This is a genomic window from Enterobacter adelaidei, assembly GCF_041937165.1.
GTDB classification, from domain to species: Bacteria; Pseudomonadota; Gammaproteobacteria; order Enterobacterales; family Enterobacteriaceae; genus Enterobacter; species Enterobacter adelaidei.
The window spans coordinates 847,428-864,810 of sequence record NZ_CP154353.1; the positions used below are offsets into that span (position 1 = coordinate 847,428).

Below are 17,383 nucleotides of genomic sequence, written 5' to 3' on the forward strand. Positions count from 1 at the left end.
CAGTTGACTGCACAAATGACAAGACGGGCATAAGCCCGTCCTGATGATATTACACTGAGGTGAGATTACCAGCCTTTAACAGCGCCACCGTTAAACACTTTGTTCGCTTCCTGGTAAACTTCATCAGACTGATAGGCCTGAACGAACTTCTTCACGTTTTCCGCGTCTTTATTGTCTTCGCGAGTCACGATCAGGTTAACGTACGGGGAGTCTTTATCTTCAACGAAGATACCGTCTTTGGCTGGCGTCAGGCCAATCTGGCTGGCGTAAGTGGTGTTGATAACGGCCAGGGCAATCTGCGCATCGTCAAGAGAACGTGGCAGCTGTGGTGCTTCCAGCTCAACAATTTTCAGATTTTTCGGGTTTTCAGTGACATCCAGAACGGTTGGCAGCAGGCCAACACCGTCTTTCAGTTTGATCAGACCCACTTTCTGCAACAGCAGGAGAGAGCGTCCAAGGTTGGTTGGGTCGTTAGGTACGGCAACCTGAGAACCAGGCTGCAGTTCGTCCAGAGATTTAATTTTCTTGGAGTAACCCGCAATTGGGTAAACGAAGGTGTTACCCACACCAACCAGTTTATATCCACGATCTTTGATCTGCTGATCCAGGTACGGTTTATGCTGGAAGGCGTTAGCATCGATATCGCCTTTGCTCAGCGCTTCGTTCGGCAGAACGTAATCGTTGAAGGTCACCAGCTCAACGTCCAGACCATATTTCTCTTTTGCGACTTTCTGAGCGACTTCAGCAACCTGTTGTTCTGCACCCACGATAACGCCCACTTTAATGTGGTTTGGATCTTTTTCGTCCTGACCGCAACCCACCAGTGCCAGAGAGCCGATTAGCGCGCCTACTGCTGCAAAGGTCTTTAATTTAAACGCCATGTTTTATCCTTAACTCGTAGAGTTTGTGTTGTGTGTAACGTTATTTGTGCGTAACAGCCCGGACGATGCGATCGCCAGAGAACTGGATTAAGTAAACCAACACAACCAGCAATACCAGAACGGTATTCATCACGGTAGCGTTATATCCAATATAGCCGTACTGGTAACCAATTTGGCCTAAACCGCCAGCGCCAACTGCACCCCCCATCGCGGAATAACCCACCAGGGTGATAAGCGTAATGGTAGCCGCGTTGACCAGCCCTGGCAGTGCTTCCGGCAGCAGCACCTTGCGTACGATCTGCATCGGTGTGGCACCCATTGCGCGGGAGGCTTCAATCAAACCTGTCGGGATTTCCAGCAGGGCGTTTTCAACCATACGCGCGATAAACGGCGCAGCGCCGACAGTCAGGGGAACGATGGCAGCCTGCAGACCGATAGAGGTACCGACAATCACGCGGGTGAATGGAATCATCCATACCAGCAGAATAATGAACGGGATAGAACGGAAGATATTCACCAGCGCAGAGAGCGTGCGGTATAGTTTCGCGTTCTCAATGATTTGCCCCGGACGTGTCACATACAGCAGCACGCCGACCGGGAGACCAATCACAAACCCAAAGAAGCCAGATACAAAGGTCATTGCCAGCGTTTCCCAAACGCCGCGAACCAGCAGCCACATCATCGGCTCAGACATAACCCAGTACCTCTACTTTTACGTGGTGTTCTTGCAGCCAGGCAATCGCGGCCTGGGTTTCTTCTTGTGTGCCGTGCATTTCTGTCAGCATGATGCCGAACTTCACGCCACCGGCGTAATCCATCTGCGCGCTGATGATGTTGTTGTTCACGTTAAAGCGACGCGCGGTTTCGGAAAGCAGGGGAGCATCGACAGATTGGCCCGTGAACTCCATGCGCAGCATCGGGACGCTGTCTGCAGTGGGCTCAGTTTTCAAACGCTCCAGATAATCTTCCGGGATATCCAGATGCAGCGTGGACTGAATGAACTGCTGTGCCAGCGGCGTCTTCGGATGAGAGAACACTTCACTTACCGTATCCTGCTCAATCAGTTCGCCGTTGCTGATCACTGCGACGCAGTCACAGATGCGTTTCACCACGTCCATTTCATGCGTAATAAGGAGAATTGTCAGGCCCAGACGACGGTTAATGTCTTTCAGCAGTTCCAGAATTGAACGTGTAGTGGCGGGATCCAATGCACTGGTGGCTTCATCACACAGCAGTACTTTTGGATTACTGGCCAGCGCACGGGCAATGGCCACACGCTGTTTTTGCCCACCGGACAGATTGGCCGGGTAGCTATCATGTTTGTCGCCCAGACCCACGAGGTCGAGCAGTTCGATGACGCGACGCTTCACTTCTTCTTTTGGCGTGTTATCCAGCTCAAGCGGCAGGGCGACGTTGCCGAAAACGGTGCGGGAGGCCAGCAGGTTAAAGTGCTGGAAGATCATTCCAATCTGACGACGCGCTTTGGTGAGTTCTTTCTCTGAGAGGGCGGTAAGTTCCTGGCCGCCAACTTCTACGCTGCCCTGAGTTGGGCGCTCAAGCAGGTTAACACAACGAATCAGCGTGCTTTTACCTGCACCCGATGCGCCAATGACGCCATAAATTTGACCAGCAGGAACATGCAGGCTGACGTTGTTCAGCGCCTGAATGGTTCGGTTCCCCTGCTGGAACACTTTGGTGATATTGGAAAGTTTAATCATTAGATTATTTTTATCGTATGTAAGTTAGCCGTGGCATTTTCTTCTGCCAGATACGGGTGATGACCGTAAACAAAATGGATGTTAAGGCATCCAGACGTCTAAATCAATCCAACTCTGTGCGATGAGCACTTTATTGCGCTGCGATTCATGAGATACTAGCCGGACATGCCTTTTTCAGGAGCAAACCGGTGGCAAAATCAGTACCCGCAATTTTTCTCGATCGTGATGGCACTATTAATGTGGATCACGGTTATGTCCATGAGATTGATGAGTTCGAGTTTATCGAAGGCGTAATAGATGCAATGCGCCAGCTGAAAGAGATGGGCTATGCACTGGTGGTTGTCACCAACCAGTCTGGTATTGCTCGCGGTAAATTTACCGAAGCGCAGTTTGAAACGCTGACGGAATGGATGGATTGGTCGCTGGCCGATCGCGGTGTTGATCTCGACGGTATCTATTATTGTCCGCATCATCCGCAAGGAACAGTCGAAGAGTATCGCCAGACCTGCGACTGCCGTAAGCCGCATCCGGGGATGTTTATCTCTGCGCAGGAATTTTTGCACATTGATATGGCTGCTTCCTTTATGGTGGGCGATAAACTGGAAGACATGCAGGCGGCAACCGCAGCTGGTGTAGGCACCAAAATATTAGTACGCACCGGTAAGCCAGTGACGCCAGAAGCAGAGAATGCAGCAGATTGGGTGATTAATAGCCTGGCTGAGCTGCCAAAAGAGATCAAAAAGCACCAAAAATAACCTTTTTGATGAAAAGGTGAGCGGTTGAAATAAAAATGCATTTTTCCGCTTGTCATTCCTCGGCGGCTCCCTATAATGCGCCTCCATCGACACGGCGGATGTGAATCACTTCACAAACAACCCGGTCGGTTGAAGAGAAAAAATCCTGAAATAACGGGTTGACTCTGAAAGAGGAAAGCGTAATATACGCCACCTCGCAACGGTGAGCTGAAAGCCGCGTTGCAACTGCTCTTTAACAATTTATCAGACAATCTGTGTGGGCACTCAAAGTGACATGGATTCTTAACGTCCTCGGACGATAAATGAATACCAAGTCTCAACGAGTGAACACGTAATTCATTACGAAGTTTAATTCATTGAGCATCAAACTTTTAAATTGAAGAGTTTGATCATGGCTCAGATTGAACGCTGGCGGCAGGCCTAACACATGCAAGTCGAGCGGTAGCACAGAGAGCTTGCTCTCGGGTGACGAGCGGCGGACGGGTGAGTAATGTCTGGGAAACTGCCTGATGGAGGGGGATAACTACTGGAAACGGTAGCTAATACCGCATAACGTCGCAAGACCAAAGAGGGGGACCTTCGGGCCTCTTGCCATCAGATGTGCCCAGATGGGATTAGCTAGTAGGTGGGGTAACGGCTCACCTAGGCGACGATCCCTAGCTGGTCTGAGAGGATGACCAGCCACACTGGAACTGAGACACGGTCCAGACTCCTACGGGAGGCAGCAGTGGGGAATATTGCACAATGGGCGCAAGCCTGATGCAGCCATGCCGCGTGTATGAAGAAGGCCTTCGGGTTGTAAAGTACTTTCAGCGGGGAGGAAGGTGCTGAGGTTAATAACCTCAGCAATTGACGTTACCCGCAGAAGAAGCACCGGCTAACTCCGTGCCAGCAGCCGCGGTAATACGGAGGGTGCAAGCGTTAATCGGAATTACTGGGCGTAAAGCGCACGCAGGCGGTCTGTCAAGTCGGATGTGAAATCCCCGGGCTCAACCTGGGAACTGCATTCGAAACTGGCAGGCTAGAGTCTTGTAGAGGGGGGTAGAATTCCAGGTGTAGCGGTGAAATGCGTAGAGATCTGGAGGAATACCGGTGGCGAAGGCGGCCCCCTGGACAAAGACTGACGCTCAGGTGCGAAAGCGTGGGGAGCAAACAGGATTAGATACCCTGGTAGTCCACGCCGTAAACGATGTCGATTTGGAGGTTGTTCCCTTGAGGAGTGGCTTCCGGAGCTAACGCGTTAAATCGACCGCCTGGGGAGTACGGCCGCAAGGTTAAAACTCAAATGAATTGACGGGGGCCCGCACAAGCGGTGGAGCATGTGGTTTAATTCGATGCAACGCGAAGAACCTTACCTACTCTTGACATCCAGAGAACTTTCCAGAGATGGATTGGTGCCTTCGGGAGCTCTGAGACAGGTGCTGCATGGCTGTCGTCAGCTCGTGTTGTGAAATGTTGGGTTAAGTCCCGCAACGAGCGCAACCCTTATCCTTTGTTGCCAGCGGTCCGGCCGGGAACTCAAAGGAGACTGCCAGTGATAAACTGGAGGAAGGTGGGGATGACGTCAAGTCATCATGGCCCTTACGAGTAGGGCTACACACGTGCTACAATGGCGCATACAAAGAGAAGCGACCTCGCGAGAGCAAGCGGACCTCATAAAGTGCGTCGTAGTCCGGATTGGAGTCTGCAACTCGACTCCATGAAGTCGGAATCGCTAGTAATCGTAGATCAGAATGCTACGGTGAATACGTTCCCGGGCCTTGTACACACCGCCCGTCACACCATGGGAGTGGGTTGCAAAAGAAGTAGGTAGCTTAACCTTCGGGAGGGCGCTTACCACTTTGTGATTCATGACTGGGGTGAAGTCGTAACAAGGTAACCGTAGGGGAACCTGCGGTTGGATCACCTCCTTACCTTAAAGAACCTGCCTTTGCAGTGCTCACACAGATTGTCTGATGAAAAACAGCAGTAAAAATCTCTGCAGGCTTGTAGCTCAGGTGGTTAGAGCGCACCCCTGATAAGGGTGAGGTCGGTGGTTCAAGTCCACTCAGGCCTACCAAACTCCTTTTAAAGGATGAGCGGTACAGAGATTGCAAACGATGGGGCTATAGCTCAGCTGGGAGAGCGCCTGCTTTGCACGCAGGAGGTCTGCGGTTCGATCCCGCATAGCTCCACCATCCTTTACTGCGAACCCAAGAAAACTTCAGAGTGAACCTGAAAAGGTGCACTGCGAAGTTTTGCTCTTTAAAAATCTGGATCAAGCTGAAAATTGAAACGACACACAGTTAATGTGTGTTCGAGTCTCTCAAATTTTCGCAAGTCGATGATGAATCGAAAGAAACATCTTCGGGTTGTGAGGTTAAGCGACTAAGCGTACACGGTGGATGCCCTGGCAGTCAGAGGCGATGAAGGACGTGCTAATCTGCGAAAAGCGCCGGCGAGGTGATATGAACCTTTGACCCGGCGATGTCCGAATGGGGAAACCCAGTGTGATTCGTCACACTATCGTTAACTGAATACATAGGTTAACGAGGCGAACCGGGGGAACTGAAACATCTAAGTACCCCGAGGAAAAGAAATCAACCGAGATTCCCCCAGTAGCGGCGAGCGAACGGGGAGCAGCCCAGAGTCTGAATCAGCTTGTGTGTTAGTGGAACGGTCTGGAAAGTCCGACGGTACAGGGTGATAGTCCCGTACACGAAAATGCACAGGCTGTGAACTCGAAGAGTAGGGCGGGACACGTGGTATCCTGTCTGAATATGGGGGGACCATCCTCCAAGGCTAAATACTCCTGACTGACCGATAGTGAACCAGTACCGTGAGGGAAAGGCGAAAAGAACCCCGGCGAGGGGAGTGAAAAAGAACCTGAAACCGTGTACGTACAAGCAGTGGGAGCACCTTCGGGTGTGACTGCGTACCTTTTGTATAATGGGTCAGCGACTTATATTCTGTAGCAAGGTTAACCGTATAGGGGAGCCGAAGGGAAACCGAGTCTTAACTGGGCGTTAAGTTGCAGGGTATAGACCCGAAACCCGGTGATCTAGCCATGGGCAGGTTGAAGGTTGGGTAACACTAACTGGAGGACCGAACCGACTAATGTTGAAAAATTAGCGGATGACTTGTGGCTGGGGGTGAAAGGCCAATCAAACCGGGAGATAGCTGGTTCTCCCCGAAAGCTATTTAGGTAGCGCCTCGTGAACTCATCTTCGGGGGTAGAGCACTGTTTCGGCTAGGGAGCCATCCCGGCTTACCAACCCGATGCAAACTACGAATACCGAAGAATGTTATCACGGGAGACACACGGCGGGTGCTAACGTCCGTCGTGAAGAGGGAAACAACCCAGACCGCCAGCTAAGGTCCCAAAGTCATGGTTAAGTGGGAAACGATGTGGGAAGGCACAGACAGCCAGGATGTTGGCTTAGAAGCAGCCATCATTTAAAGAAAGCGTAATAGCTCACTGGTCGAGTCGGCCTGCGCGGAAGATGTAACGGGGCTAAACCATGCACCGAAGCTGCGGCAGCGACGCTTATGCGTTGTTGGGTAGGGGAGCGTTCTGTAAGCCGTTGAAGGTGTCCTGTGAGGGGTGCTGGAGGTATCAGAAGTGCGAATGCTGACATAAGTAACGATAATGCGGGTGAAAAGCCCGCACGCCGGAAGACCAAGGGTTCCTGTCCAACGTTAATCGGGGCAGGGTGAGTCGACCCCTAAGGCGAGGCCGAAAGGCGTAGTCGATGGGAAACAGGTTAATATTCCTGTACTTGGTGTTACTGCGAAGGGGGGACGGAGAAGGCTATGTTAGCCGGGCGACGGTTGTCCCGGTTTAAGCATGTAGGCGGAGGTTCCAGGTAAATCCGGTACCTTATTAACGCTGAGGTGTGATGACGAGGCACTACGGTGCTGAAGTAACAAATGCCCTGCTTCCAGGAAAAGCCTCTAAGCATCAGGTAACATCAAATCGTACCCCAAACCGACACAGGTGGTCAGGTAGAGAATACCAAGGCGCTTGAGAGAACTCGGGTGAAGGAACTAGGCAAAATGGTGCCGTAACTTCGGGAGAAGGCACGCTGATATGTAGGTGAAGCCCCTGCGGGTGGAGCTGAAATCAGTCGAAGATACCAGCTGGCTGCAACTGTTTATTAAAAACACAGCACTGTGCAAACACGAAAGTGGACGTATACGGTGTGACGCCTGCCCGGTGCCGGAAGGTTAATTGATGGGGTTAGCGGTAACGCGAAGCTCTTGATCGAAGCCCCGGTAAACGGCGGCCGTAACTATAACGGTCCTAAGGTAGCGAAATTCCTTGTCGGGTAAGTTCCGACCTGCACGAATGGCGTAATGATGGCCAGGCTGTCTCCACCCGAGACTCAGTGAAATTGAACTCGCTGTGAAGATGCAGTGTACCCGCGGCAAGACGGAAAGACCCCGTGAACCTTTACTATAGCTTGACACTGAACACTGGTCCTTGATGTGTAGGATAGGTGGGAGGCTTTGAAGCGTGGACGCCAGTCTGCGTGGAGCCGACCTTGAAATACCACCCTTTAATGGCTGGTGTTCTAACGTAGACCCGTAATCCGGGTTGCGGACAGTGTCTGGTGGGTAGTTTGACTGGGGCGGTCTCCTCCCAAAGAGTAACGGAGGAGCACGAAGGTTAGCTAATCCTGGTCGGACATCAGGAGGTTAGTGCAATGGCATAAGCTAGCTTGACTGCGAGAGTGACGGCTCGAGCAGGTGCGAAAGCAGGTCATAGTGATCCGGTGGTTCTGAATGGAAGGGCCATCGCTCAACGGATAAAAGGTACTCCGGGGATAACAGGCTGATACCGCCCAAGAGTTCATATCGACGGCGGTGTTTGGCACCTCGATGTCGGCTCATCACATCCTGGGGCTGAAGTAGGTCCCAAGGGTATGGCTGTTCGCCATTTAAAGTGGTACGCGAGCTGGGTTTAGAACGTCGTGAGACAGTTCGGTCCCTATCTGCCGTGGGCGCTGGAGAATTGAGGGGGGCTGCTCCTAGTACGAGAGGACCGGAGTGGACGCATCACTGGTGTTCGGGTTGTCATGCCAATGGCACTGCCCGGTAGCTAAATGCGGAAGAGATAAGTGCTGAAAGCATCTAAGCACGAAACTTGCCCCGAGATGAGTTCTCCCTGACCCTTTAAGGGTCCTGAAGGAACGTTGAAGACTACGACGTTGATAGGTCGGGTGTGTAAGCGCAGCGATGCGTTGAGCTAACCGATACTAATGAACCGTGAGGCTTAACCTTACAACGCCGAAGCTGTTTCGGCGAAGAGACAGACAATCAAATTTCAGCCTGATACAGATTAACAGAATTTGCCTGGCGGCTTTAGCGCGGTGGTCCCACCTGACCCCATGCCGAACTCAGAAGTGAAACGCCGTAGCGCCGATGGTAGTGTGGGGTCTCCCCATGTGAGAGTAGGGAACTGCCAGGCATCAAATTAAGTAGTAAGCCGGTGCATAAATCCGGTGGTTACAGCAGTCTTCGGTGGAGCGGTAGTTCAGTCGGTTAGAATACCTGCCTGTCACGCAGGGGGTCGCGGGTTCGAGTCCCGTCCGTTCCGCCACTTATTAAAAGCCCTGAGTTAACGCTCAGGGCTTTTTTATTATCTGTCGTATAATTATTGCTTAATTAGCAAAAATCCTCTGCTTTTTACGCTCTTTTTCTGAATAACGACAATAGCGATAATCTTCCTCAGTTAACGAAAACTATGATTAACGAGGAATTACATGACTATCCCTGCATTTGGTCTGGGCACTTTCCGCCTGAAAGACGACGTTGTTATCGCATCTGTAAAAACTGCTCTTGAACTTGGCTATCGTACCGTCGATACGGCACAAATTTATGAAAATGAAGCTGCTGTTGGTCAGGCTATCGAAGAGAGTGGTGTCCCGCGTAACGAACTATTTATTACTACAAAAATCTGGATTGAGAATCTCAGCAAGGACAAACTGATCCCCAGCCTGAAAGAGAGTCTGAAAAAACTGCGTACTGATTACGTCGATCTGACTCTGATCCACTGGCCTTCACCGAATGATGCTGTTCCAGTGGAAGAATTCATGCAGGCATTGCTGGAGGCGAAAAAACAGGGTTTAACCCGTGAAATTGGTATTTCTAACTTCACTATTCCACTGATGGAAAAAGCAATTGCGGCCGTTGGTGCAGAAAATATTGCGACTAACCAGATTGAACTGTCACCTTACCTGCAAAACCGCAAAGTTGTTGACTGGGCAAAACAGCATGGCATTCATATTACGTCTTATATGACGCTGGCCTATGGCAAAGCATTGAAAGATGAAGTGATTGCACGCATCGCAGCAAAACATAATGTGACTGCAGCTCAGGTCATCCTGGCGTGGGCAATGGGTGAAGGTTATGCCGTGATCCCATCTTCAACTAAACGTGAAAACCTGGCCAGCAACCTGTTAGCACAGGATCTCCAGCTCGACGACGAAGACAAAAAAGCGATCGCCGCACTGGATTGCAACGATCGCCTGGTCAGCCCGGAAGGGTTAGCCCCTCACTGGGATTAAGTTTGACCCCACCCTTTGTATCCTGAAACCCTCATACAGCTCCTTCGGGAGCTGTTTTTATATGCTCGCTCAGGAAGTCAATAAAGGCACGAATGCGCGTGCTTACCGCTCTGTCACTGTAATACACCGCACTAAACGGCATTTCGACCGGCAGACGTTTATCTGCCATCAGTTCCACCAGTTCGCCACGCGCAATCTCTTTATCAATCATGTAGTCAGACAGACAGGCGATCCCGTTACCTTCAAGGCACAATTGCTTCAGCGTCTCCCCGCTGTTAGACGACAACCCGCAGGTGATCTCATGTAACTGACCGTCAGGGCAGGCGACAGGCCAGGTGTTCAGCGACACAGGTTCCGTAAAGCCCAGGCACAGATGCTGCTTTAACTCTTCAACCGTCTCAGGTTTTCCATGCTCTGCAATATACTGCGGTGAGGCGATAATTTTGCGGTAGCTCGCAAACAGAGGGCGGGCGCGCAGGCTTGAATCTGTCAGAGTTCCTGCCCGGATAGCCACATCCACTTTCCTTTCGATAAGATTGATAAACGTCTCTGAGGAGACCAGAGAGAGCGTCATCTCCGGATAGCGTTCGCGGAAAGGTTTGATCAGCGGCATCAGAAAGTGAAGCACAACCGGCGTGGCAGCATCAATGCGCAGCAATCCACGTGGTGTGCTGCGGGTTTCCATAATCTCCGTCTCTGCAGCGGCCATTTCTTGCAGGATGGACTGCACGCGGCGGAAATAGCGCTCTCCTTCTTCCGTCAGGCTGAGCTGCCGCGTCGTACGGTTGAGCAGACTGACTCCAAGCTTCATCTCCAGCTTTTTCACCGAGCGACTGATGGCCGAGTTAGCCTGCCCTAACTGTTCAGCCGCACGGCTAAAACTGCCGCTTTCGACGACGGCGACAAAGATTGTCAGCTCTTCCGACGTTGCTTTCATTGTTGCACCACCTGCAAAATTCAATTGATATTTTGACCATTTTTGTTATTTAAGCACTGGCGCATACTGCCTGTCATCTTAATCCTGAAGAGACGGAGTATTTTATGCCACTGGCGCTACTTGCCCTCACGATCAGTGCCTTTGCAATTGGCACGACCGAATTTGTTATCGTAGGACTGGTTCCTACCATCGCCGACCAGCTTGCGATTTCGCTGCCATCTGCCGGGCTGCTGGTATCTATTTATGCACTGGGTGTTGCTGTCGGTGCGCCTGTATTGACGGCACTCACCGGTCGATTCCCTCGCAAGCAACTGTTGGTGGCGCTAATGGTGTTGTTCACAGCGGGTAACGTTCTGGCCTGGCAATCCCCGGATTACACCACACTGGTGATTGCCCGCCTGCTGACCGGCCTTGCTCATGGTGTCTTTTTCTCAATTGGTTCTACCATTGCCACAAGTCTGGTACCCAAAGAGAAAGCGGCATCAGCGATTGCGATTATGTTTGGTGGACTGACTGTCGCGCTTGTTACAGGCGTACCGCTGGGGACATTTATCGGCCAACACTTCGGCTGGCGTGAAACCTTCCTGGCGGTTTCTTTACTGGGTGTGATTGCTCTGGTAGCCAGTTTTCTGTTGGTGCCATCGAATATACCTGGTCGTGCGAGCGCCAGCCTGCGCGACCAGCTAAAGGTTCTGACGCATCCGCGCCTGTTGATCATTTATGCCGTGACCGCACTGGGCTATGGTGGTGTATTCACTGCTTTTACTTTCCTGGCGCCGATGATGCAGGATCTCGCAGGCTTCTCCCCGAATGCGGTGAGCTGGATTCTGCTGGGCTACGGCATCTCCGTCGCAATAGGTAATATCTGGGGCGGCAAACTGGCAGACAAACATGGTGCGGTTCCCGCTCTCAAATTCATCTTTGCAGCATTGGTTGTTTTGCTGCTGGTGTTCCAGTTCACTGCATCAATGCAATACGCCGCACTGGCCACTGTCCTGGTCATGGGGATCTTTGCCTTCGGTAACGTGCCGGGCCTTCAGGTTTATGTGGTACAGAAAGCAGAACTGTATACGCCCAACGCGGTGGATGTGGCATCCGGCCTGAACATTGCCGCTTTTAATATCGGCATTGCTATTGGCTCCATTGTGGGTGGGCAGACGGTTGAACATTTTGGACTGGCGCAAACGCCATGGATTGGTGCTGCGATCGTGCTTGTAGCCTTCCTGTTGATTGGCCTGAGTGGACGCCTTGATAGACCAACTCGCGTAGCACTGGGGTAACATCAGTAAGTGCTTGCTTACAAAACTGGAAAGCGGTTTCTCAGAAATTGCGTTGAAAGTGTAACCTAAAGTCCCTATAACATTAGAACCAGTCCGTTTTCAGGGCTGGTTCATGTTACAGAGGCTGTTTCCAAAAGTGCGAAAAAATACCTATGCCATGCGTTATGTTGCCGGAATGCCAGCGGAGAGGATCTTGCCTCCGGGGTCGTTTGCGAGCATAAGCCAGGCATTACCCGCCGGTACACCGTTAAGCAGCGATGAGAAAATCCGTGTACTGGTGTGGAATATCTTTAAGCAGCAGCGTGCGGAATGGTTATCGGTACTCAAGAATTTTGGAAAAGATGCCCATCTGGTTCTGCTCCAGGAGGCGCAAACCACCCCTGAGCTGGTGCGGTTTGCCACCACGAACTATCTTGCCGCCGATCAGGTTCCGGCGTTTGTTCTGCCGCAACATCCCTCAGGTGTGATGACCCTCTCTTCAGCACATCCGGTCTATTGCTGTCCACTGCGCGAGCGTGAACCCATTCTGCGTCTGGCGAAATCGGCGCTGGTAACGGTCTACCCGTTGCCGGATACCCGAATGCTGATGGTGGTGAATATCCACGCGGTAAACTTTAGCCTGGGGGTGGATGTGTATAGTAAGCAGTTACTTCCAATTGGCGATCAGATTGCCCATCACAGCGGCCCCATCATTATGGCAGGCGATTTCAATGCCTGGAGCCGTCCGCGCATGAATGCCTTGTATCGCTTTGCGCGCGAGATGTCGTTGCGTGAAGTTCGTTTTAGCGATGACCAACGCAAGAAAGCCTTTGGTCGTCCTCTCGATTTTGTCTTCTATCGCGGTTTGAGCGTGCACGACGCCTCCGTTCTGGTGACGCGCGCCTCCGATCACAATCCTCTACTCGTTGAATTCAGTCCCGGCAAACCTGATAAATAATGGTGTGTCAGGTCTGCCGTGGGGCAGGCCTGTTCGGGTGCTGCCCTTTATTTTTCACCCACAAAGGACAGTACGATGACAACAACACACTCCCATCATGACAATGTAGAAAAACAGTTTGGCTCTCAGGCAAGTGCGTATCTGAGCAGCACCGTGCACGCATCTGGCCGCGATCTGGTGCGTCTCGGTGAACGTCTGGCTGCGTTCCCGCAGGCACACGTATTGGATTTAGGCTGCGGGGCAGGGCATGCCAGCTTTACGGCTGCGAAACAGGTCGCGCACGTTACCGCGTATGACTTATCCAGCCAGATGCTGGCGGTGGTTGCCGAGGCGGCGAAAGCGAAGGGGCTGGAAAACATTGATACGCGCCAGGGCTATGCCGAATCTTTACCTTTTGAAGATGCATCGTTTGAGGTGGCTATCAGCCGTTATTCCGCACATCACTGGCATGATGTCGGCCAGGCATTACGTGAGGTAAAACGTGTTCTGAAGCCGGGTGGCATCTTCATTATTATGGATGTGATGTCCCCTGGACATCCGGTGCGCAATATCTGGCTGCAGACGGTGGAAGCACTGCGCGATACCTCGCATGTGCAAAACTACTCCAGTGGAGAGTGGTTATCGCTCATTACCGAGGCGGGTTTGATTTCACGCTCATTGATAACCGATCGATTACCGCTGGAATTTAGCTCATGGATCGCTCGTATGCGCACTTCGGATGCATTAAGTCACGCGATTCGCTTGTATCAGCAGAGTGCGTCCGCAGAGGTGAAAAGTTACTTTGAATTACAGGAGGATGGTTCGTTTACCAGCGATACCACCATGGCGGAAGCGCAAAAGGCGGGATAAACAAAAAAGGCACCGAGGGGAATCGGTGCCTTTTTCCCTTTCGATCGTGTTCTCAGGAGTCTGGCGTGGCGCTGTTCTTCACAAATAGCGTCAGTTGGTCGCCTGGTTTCAGATTGTCAGTATCATTATTCCAGCGCATCACATCTTTGATGTTCACGCCGTGTCGTTTTGCGATACTGGACAGTGAATCGCCTTTACGCACGCGATAGGTAATGCTATCGCTGTTGCTGGCGAGACGCTGTGCGCTGCTACCTGCACCCACCGTCAGAGTTTGACCCACTTTAAGGCCTGAACTGCGCAGGTTGTTCCACTGCTGCAGATCGCTTGCTGTCACGCCAAGACGTGATGCAATGCCCGAAAGCGTATCACCTGAACGAACCTTATAACTGCGGCTGTTGACTGATGAAGCGTCCGCGATCAGCGTTGACTGAACGGCGGCAATTTCACCAGATGCTAAAGACTCACGTAGCTGTTCAGCATGTTTCTGCGGAACCATTACGTACTGCGGGCCACTTGCCCCCAGCGTTGAGCCTTTAACGCCAGCATTAAAGGTTTTCAATTTACTTACCGACATACCCGTCATATCTGCAACCTGTTGAATATCAACTGGATTGCTGAGGCGAACGCGCGCCAGTGCACGACTTTCGTCTGGTGTTGGCAGTTGTACACCGTAACGCTTGCTGTTCTTGAGAATATCGCTCAATGCCAGCATCTTCGGTACGTAAATCTTTGTTTCCTGTGGCAGTGAGAGCGACCAAAAATCGGTGGATTTACCCCGTGCTTTATTCGCTTTCATTGCCTTCAGTACACGACCTTCGCCGCTATTGTACGCTGCGACCGTTAACAACCAGTCGCCATCAAACATCTTGTTCAGACGTTGCATCATGTCGAGAGCGGCTGTCGTTGAAGCGACAACATCGCGACGCGCATCATAGTTGCGGGTCTGTTTCAGACCATAGTTTCGCCCGGTGCTCGGAATGATCTGCCAAATGCCTGCGGCATTGGCGCCAGACGTTGCGTGTGGGTCAAAAGCGCTCTCCACTATGGGTAGGAGTACCAGCTCCATAGGCATGTTACGTTTCTTAACTTGCCCGGCTATCCAGTACATATACGGCTCTGCCCGTAACGTTACATCGTGGAGATAGCTCTTATTTCTTAAGTACTTCTGTTTCTGTTCGCGAATCCGGCTGTTTTCCGGAATTCCCATCTTTAGCTCGTCGCCAATAGAGGTCCACAAGTCTTGATCCTGCGCGAATGATGTTCCATCGTCCATCCATCGCGCCGAACTTGCAAACTTCCCTGCTTCCCCTTGACCAGCTGCAGAAAGGCTCTGTGCGTGCTGTTGTACGTTGCTGCCGTTCTGCGACTGGCAACCTACAAGCAGGACAGAGGCGAGTAATATCGCTTTTGCCTTCATGTGTGTGTCAATAGTTGCTTAAAAGACGAGCGATGATAACGGCGAAATTTTGAAAAGGCAACCCGCAATTATCTGAAGTTATCTTTCTTTGACCTTAACCATGCAAAACGCTGCTCTGGTTGTTGCAAATTTGTTTCTTGGTTAATTTTGTTAATTAAATCAATATCATCTGTTCGTAAAAATAAATTAATCTTGCGCTCATTTTTCAGAATTACGGGGAGTGTGTTTTGGTTTTTTGCACGTAACTCCTTCACTTTGTGATAATAATCCTGGATCGCGCGATCCTCGGGTAAGAGGTTAACGGAAAACTTCATATTTCCTAATGTATATTCATGTGCGCAACAAATAAGCGTGTCATCGGGTAGGGCATTAATTTTCTGTAAGGACTGATACATCTGGGTTGCTGTGCCTTCGAAAAGTCTTCCACAGCCTCCAGAGAACAGTGTGTCGCCACAAAAAAGATAAGGTTTGCTGTAGAAACACAGATGTCCCAAAGTGTGACCTGGTGTGGCAAATACGGAAAATTCCCACTGGTGTATGAGGATCTTTTCGCCTTCCTGGACTATACGGGTTGTTCCCTTATCTTGTGTCTCTGCCGGTCCGTAAACCACAAGATGGGGAAAATGGGCCCGCAGCTCGGGAACGCCGCCAGTGTGATCGTGATGATGATGCGTCAAGAGAATGGCTTCTGGCTGCCAGTTATTCTCTTCTATTGCACGTAATACAGGGGCGGCTTCTCCGGGATCAACAATGACGCATCGACGATCATCGTCAACCAAAACCCAGATGTAATTGTCCTCAAAAGCAGGAATACTGATAAGATTCATACATTACCTCTAATAACGTGGCAGGTGTTTTGATGAAACCGGCAAGGATACCTCAGACTGTCGCAGCACCGGAGCGTTGGGCGGAATTGCCCTGGGGTGAATACTATCGCGAGGCCTTAGAGCAACAACTGAAGCCCTGGCTTGCGAAAATGTATGGCTTTCACCTGCTTAAGATTGGCAATCTCAGCGCGGAAATCAATACCGAAAGCTGCGCTATCTCACATCAGGTCAATGTCTCGCTCGGCGGATCGCCGGTTCAGGTGAAAGCAGACCCATTGCATCTGCCATTTGCGGAAAAGTCCGTCGATGCGTGTTTGCTTGCCCATACACTGCCCTGGTGTAGCGATCCCCATCACTTGCTGCGTGAAGCCGACCGTGTTCTGATTGATGATGGCTGGCTGGTACTCAGCGGGTTTAATCCTCTGAGTTTGATGGGCCTGCGCAAGCTGGTACCCGTGTTACGCAGAACTCCACCTTATAACAGCCGGATGTTCACGATGATGCGCCAGCTCGACTGGCTTTCACTGCTAAACTTTGAGGTGCTCTGCTACGGCGGTTTTCAGGTGCTCCCCTGGGCGCGGCAGGGAGGTGTACTGTTGAGCACGCATTTGCCCGCTTTAGGCTGCATGCAGTTCATCGTTGCACGTAAGCGCACTATCCCTCTTACGCTTAATCCAATGAAGCAGAGCAAAACGAAAACGCATATCCGTCAAACTGTTGGTGCAACGCGGCAATACAAAAAAACCGATTAAACGTCGGGCTGATAGCCCGCATCTTCATGTGCGGGATTGGATGCCGCAGCACGCGCCAGTTCGTCGCAGCGTTCGTTTTCCGGGTGACCGGCGTGGCCTTTAACCCATTCCCATTTAATCTCGTGCTGGCCCAGCGCCGCATCAAGACGTTTCCAGAGATCGACGTTCTTGACCGGCTTCTTATCAGCGGTCTTCCAGCCGCGTTTTTTCCAGTTATGGATCCACTGGGTTATCCCCTGACGTACGTACTGGCTATCGGTGCTTAGCACCACGTCACAATGCTCTTTTAACGCCTCCAGTGCCACTATGGCCGCCATCAATTCCATTCGGTTGTTGGTGGTCAGAAAATAGCCTTCGCTAAAAGTTTTTTCGTGCTGGCGATAGCGCATAATCGCGCCATAGCCGCCAGGCCCTGGGTTGCCGAGACAAGATCCATCGGTGAAAATTTCTACCTGTTTACGCATCTCTGGTAGACTTCCTGT

13 protein-coding genes, 3 tRNA genes and 3 rRNA genes are annotated in these 17,383 nt (G+C 51.4%); 12 read left to right on the forward strand and 7 right to left on the reverse strand.

What is annotated here, in order from left to right:
* Nucleotides 1-65: 65 nt before the first annotated feature.
* From metQ to metN, 3 genes are read right to left on the reverse strand one after another with little or no spacing between them, the layout of a single operon-like run.
* Nucleotides 66-881: a methionine ABC transporter substrate-binding lipoprotein MetQ gene (metQ, locus tag AAHF05_RS04125; RefSeq protein ID WP_014168729.1), complete on the reverse strand. Its 816-nt coding sequence runs from the start codon at nucleotides 879-881 to the stop codon at nucleotides 66-68.
* 40 nt (nucleotides 882-921) lie between these two features.
* Nucleotides 922-1,575 carry a methionine ABC transporter permease MetI gene (locus tag AAHF05_RS04130; protein ID WP_003856130.1) on the reverse strand — a complete coding sequence of 218 codons (654 nt, stop codon included), beginning with the start codon at nucleotides 1,573-1,575 and terminating at the stop codon, nucleotides 922-924.
* Nucleotides 1,568-2,599, reverse strand: coding sequence for a methionine ABC transporter ATP-binding protein MetN (gene metN / locus AAHF05_RS04135; RefSeq protein WP_028018280.1), 1,032 nt, complete (start codon nucleotides 2,597-2,599; stop codon nucleotides 1,568-1,570). The genes AAHF05_RS04130 and metN overlap by 8 nt, the downstream gene beginning before the upstream one ends.
* Before the next feature lie 188 nt (nucleotides 2,600-2,787).
* Between metN and gmhB the strand changes: the two genes are divergently transcribed.
* From gmhB to dkgB, 8 genes are all read left to right on the forward strand, one after another.
* Nucleotides 2,788-3,354, forward strand: a complete 567-nt coding sequence (gmhB, locus tag AAHF05_RS04140) for a D-glycero-beta-D-manno-heptose 1,7-bisphosphate 7-phosphatase (RefSeq protein ID WP_129323887.1) — start codon at nucleotides 2,788-2,790, stop codon at nucleotides 3,352-3,354.
* A gap of 373 nt (nucleotides 3,355-3,727) precedes the next feature.
* Nucleotides 3,728-5,267 (forward strand): 16S ribosomal RNA (locus AAHF05_RS04145).
* Between the two features lie 69 nt (nucleotides 5,268-5,336).
* Nucleotides 5,337-5,413, forward strand: a tRNA-Ile gene (locus AAHF05_RS04150).
* A 42-nt stretch (nucleotides 5,414-5,455) separates the two neighbouring features.
* Nucleotides 5,456-5,531: transfer RNA gene (locus AAHF05_RS04155), tRNA-Ala, on the forward strand.
* 180 nt (nucleotides 5,532-5,711) lie between these two features.
* Nucleotides 5,712-8,616 (forward strand): 23S ribosomal RNA (locus AAHF05_RS04160).
* A gap of 71 nt (nucleotides 8,617-8,687) precedes the next feature.
* A 5S ribosomal RNA gene (gene rrf / locus AAHF05_RS04165) occupies nucleotides 8,688-8,803 on the forward strand.
* Together the 16S, 23S and 5S rRNA genes with 3 tRNA genes alongside form the textbook arrangement of a ribosomal RNA operon.
* A gap of 55 nt (nucleotides 8,804-8,858) precedes the next feature.
* A tRNA-Asp gene (locus AAHF05_RS04170) sits at nucleotides 8,859-8,935 on the forward strand.
* 163 nt (nucleotides 8,936-9,098) lie between these two features.
* The gene (gene dkgB, locus AAHF05_RS04175) at nucleotides 9,099-9,902 is read left to right on the forward strand and encodes a 2,5-didehydrogluconate reductase DkgB (RefSeq protein ID WP_129323770.1); all 804 of its coding nucleotides are present in this window, start codon (nucleotides 9,099-9,101) and stop codon (nucleotides 9,900-9,902) included.
* 31 nt (nucleotides 9,903-9,933) lie between these two features.
* Here the strand turns inward: dkgB and yafC are convergent, their stop codons facing one another.
* A complete protein-coding gene (yafC, locus tag AAHF05_RS04180; RefSeq protein WP_028017746.1) occupies nucleotides 9,934-10,839 on the reverse strand; it encodes a DNA-binding transcriptional regulator YafC in 906 nt (301 codons plus the stop codon).
* A 104-nt stretch (nucleotides 10,840-10,943) separates the two neighbouring features.
* Between yafC and AAHF05_RS04185 the strand changes: the two genes are divergently transcribed.
* The 3 genes from AAHF05_RS04185 (at nucleotide 10,944) to AAHF05_RS04195 (ending at nucleotide 13,905) form a co-directional block, all read left to right on the forward strand.
* Complete coding sequence (locus tag AAHF05_RS04185) at nucleotides 10,944-12,119, forward strand: MFS transporter (RefSeq protein WP_028017745.1); 1,176 nt, start codon at nucleotides 10,944-10,946, stop codon at nucleotides 12,117-12,119.
* Nucleotides 12,120-12,255: 136 nt separating this feature from the next.
* Entirely contained in the window at nucleotides 12,256-13,056 is an 801-nt protein-coding gene (locus AAHF05_RS04190) for an endonuclease/exonuclease/phosphatase family protein (protein WP_028017744.1), read from the forward strand.
* A 75-nt stretch (nucleotides 13,057-13,131) separates the two neighbouring features.
* Entirely contained in the window at nucleotides 13,132-13,905 is a 774-nt protein-coding gene (locus AAHF05_RS04195; RefSeq protein WP_374936435.1) for a class I SAM-dependent methyltransferase, read from the forward strand.
* 52 nt (nucleotides 13,906-13,957) lie between these two features.
* Here AAHF05_RS04195 and mltD read toward each other — a convergent pair whose 3' ends face one another.
* Both mltD and gloB read right to left on the reverse strand, forming a co-directional pair.
* The gene (gene mltD / locus AAHF05_RS04200; RefSeq protein ID WP_129323772.1) at nucleotides 13,958-15,322 is read right to left on the reverse strand and encodes a murein transglycosylase D; all 1,365 of its coding nucleotides are present in this window, start codon (nucleotides 15,320-15,322) and stop codon (nucleotides 13,958-13,960) included.
* A gap of 68 nt (nucleotides 15,323-15,390) precedes the next feature.
* On the reverse strand, nucleotides 15,391-16,149 hold the full coding sequence (gene gloB, locus AAHF05_RS04205) for a hydroxyacylglutathione hydrolase (protein ID WP_129323773.1): 759 nt from the start codon (nucleotides 16,147-16,149) through the stop codon (nucleotides 15,391-15,393).
* A 32-nt stretch (nucleotides 16,150-16,181) separates the two neighbouring features.
* Between gloB and AAHF05_RS04210 the strand changes: the two genes are divergently transcribed.
* Nucleotides 16,182-16,901: a class I SAM-dependent methyltransferase gene (locus tag AAHF05_RS04210; RefSeq protein ID WP_049005844.1), complete on the forward strand. Its 720-nt coding sequence runs from the start codon at nucleotides 16,182-16,184 to the stop codon at nucleotides 16,899-16,901.
* Here the strand turns inward: AAHF05_RS04210 and rnhA are convergent.
* Complete coding sequence (rnhA, locus tag AAHF05_RS04215) at nucleotides 16,898-17,365, reverse strand: ribonuclease HI (protein WP_028017739.1); 468 nt, start codon at nucleotides 17,363-17,365, stop codon at nucleotides 16,898-16,900. The two genes, AAHF05_RS04210 and rnhA, sit on opposite strands and share 4 nt — an antisense overlap.
* Between the last annotated feature and the right edge of the window lie 18 nt (nucleotides 17,366-17,383).

Excerpts from the sequence above, each read along its gene's own strand:
- mltD (WP_129323772.1), bottom strand. The coding sequence starts at position 15,322 with ATGAAGGCAAAAGCGATATTACTCGCCTCTGTCCTGCTTGTAGGTTGC.
- AAHF05_RS04130 (WP_003856130.1), bottom strand. The coding sequence starts at position 1,575 with ATGTCTGAGCCGATGATGTGGCTGCTGGTTCGCGGCGTTTGGGAAACG.
- AAHF05_RS04210 (WP_049005844.1), top strand. The coding sequence starts at position 16,182 with ATGAAACCGGCAAGGATACCTCAGACTGTCGCAGCACCGGAGCGTTGG.
- AAHF05_RS04185 (WP_028017745.1), top strand. The coding sequence starts at position 10,944 with ATGCCACTGGCGCTACTTGCCCTCACGATCAGTGCCTTTGCAATTGGC.
- metQ (WP_014168729.1), bottom strand. The coding sequence starts at position 881 with ATGGCGTTTAAATTAAAGACCTTTGCAGCAGTAGGCGCGCTAATCGGC.
- dkgB (WP_129323770.1), top strand. The coding sequence starts at position 9,099 with ATGACTATCCCTGCATTTGGTCTGGGCACTTTCCGCCTGAAAGACGAC.
- yafC (WP_028017746.1), bottom strand. The coding sequence starts at position 10,839 with ATGAAAGCAACGTCGGAAGAGCTGACAATCTTTGTCGCCGTCGTCGAA.
- gloB (WP_129323773.1), bottom strand. The coding sequence starts at position 16,149 with ATGAATCTTATCAGTATTCCTGCTTTTGAGGACAATTACATCTGGGTT.
- rnhA (WP_028017739.1), bottom strand. The coding sequence starts at position 17,365 with ATGCGTAAACAGGTAGAAATTTTCACCGATGGATCTTGTCTCGGCAAC.
- AAHF05_RS04195 (WP_374936435.1), top strand. The coding sequence starts at position 13,132 with ATGACAACAACACACTCCCATCATGACAATGTAGAAAAACAGTTTGGC.
- metN (WP_028018280.1), bottom strand. The coding sequence starts at position 2,599 with ATGATTAAACTTTCCAATATCACCAAAGTGTTCCAGCAGGGGAACCGA.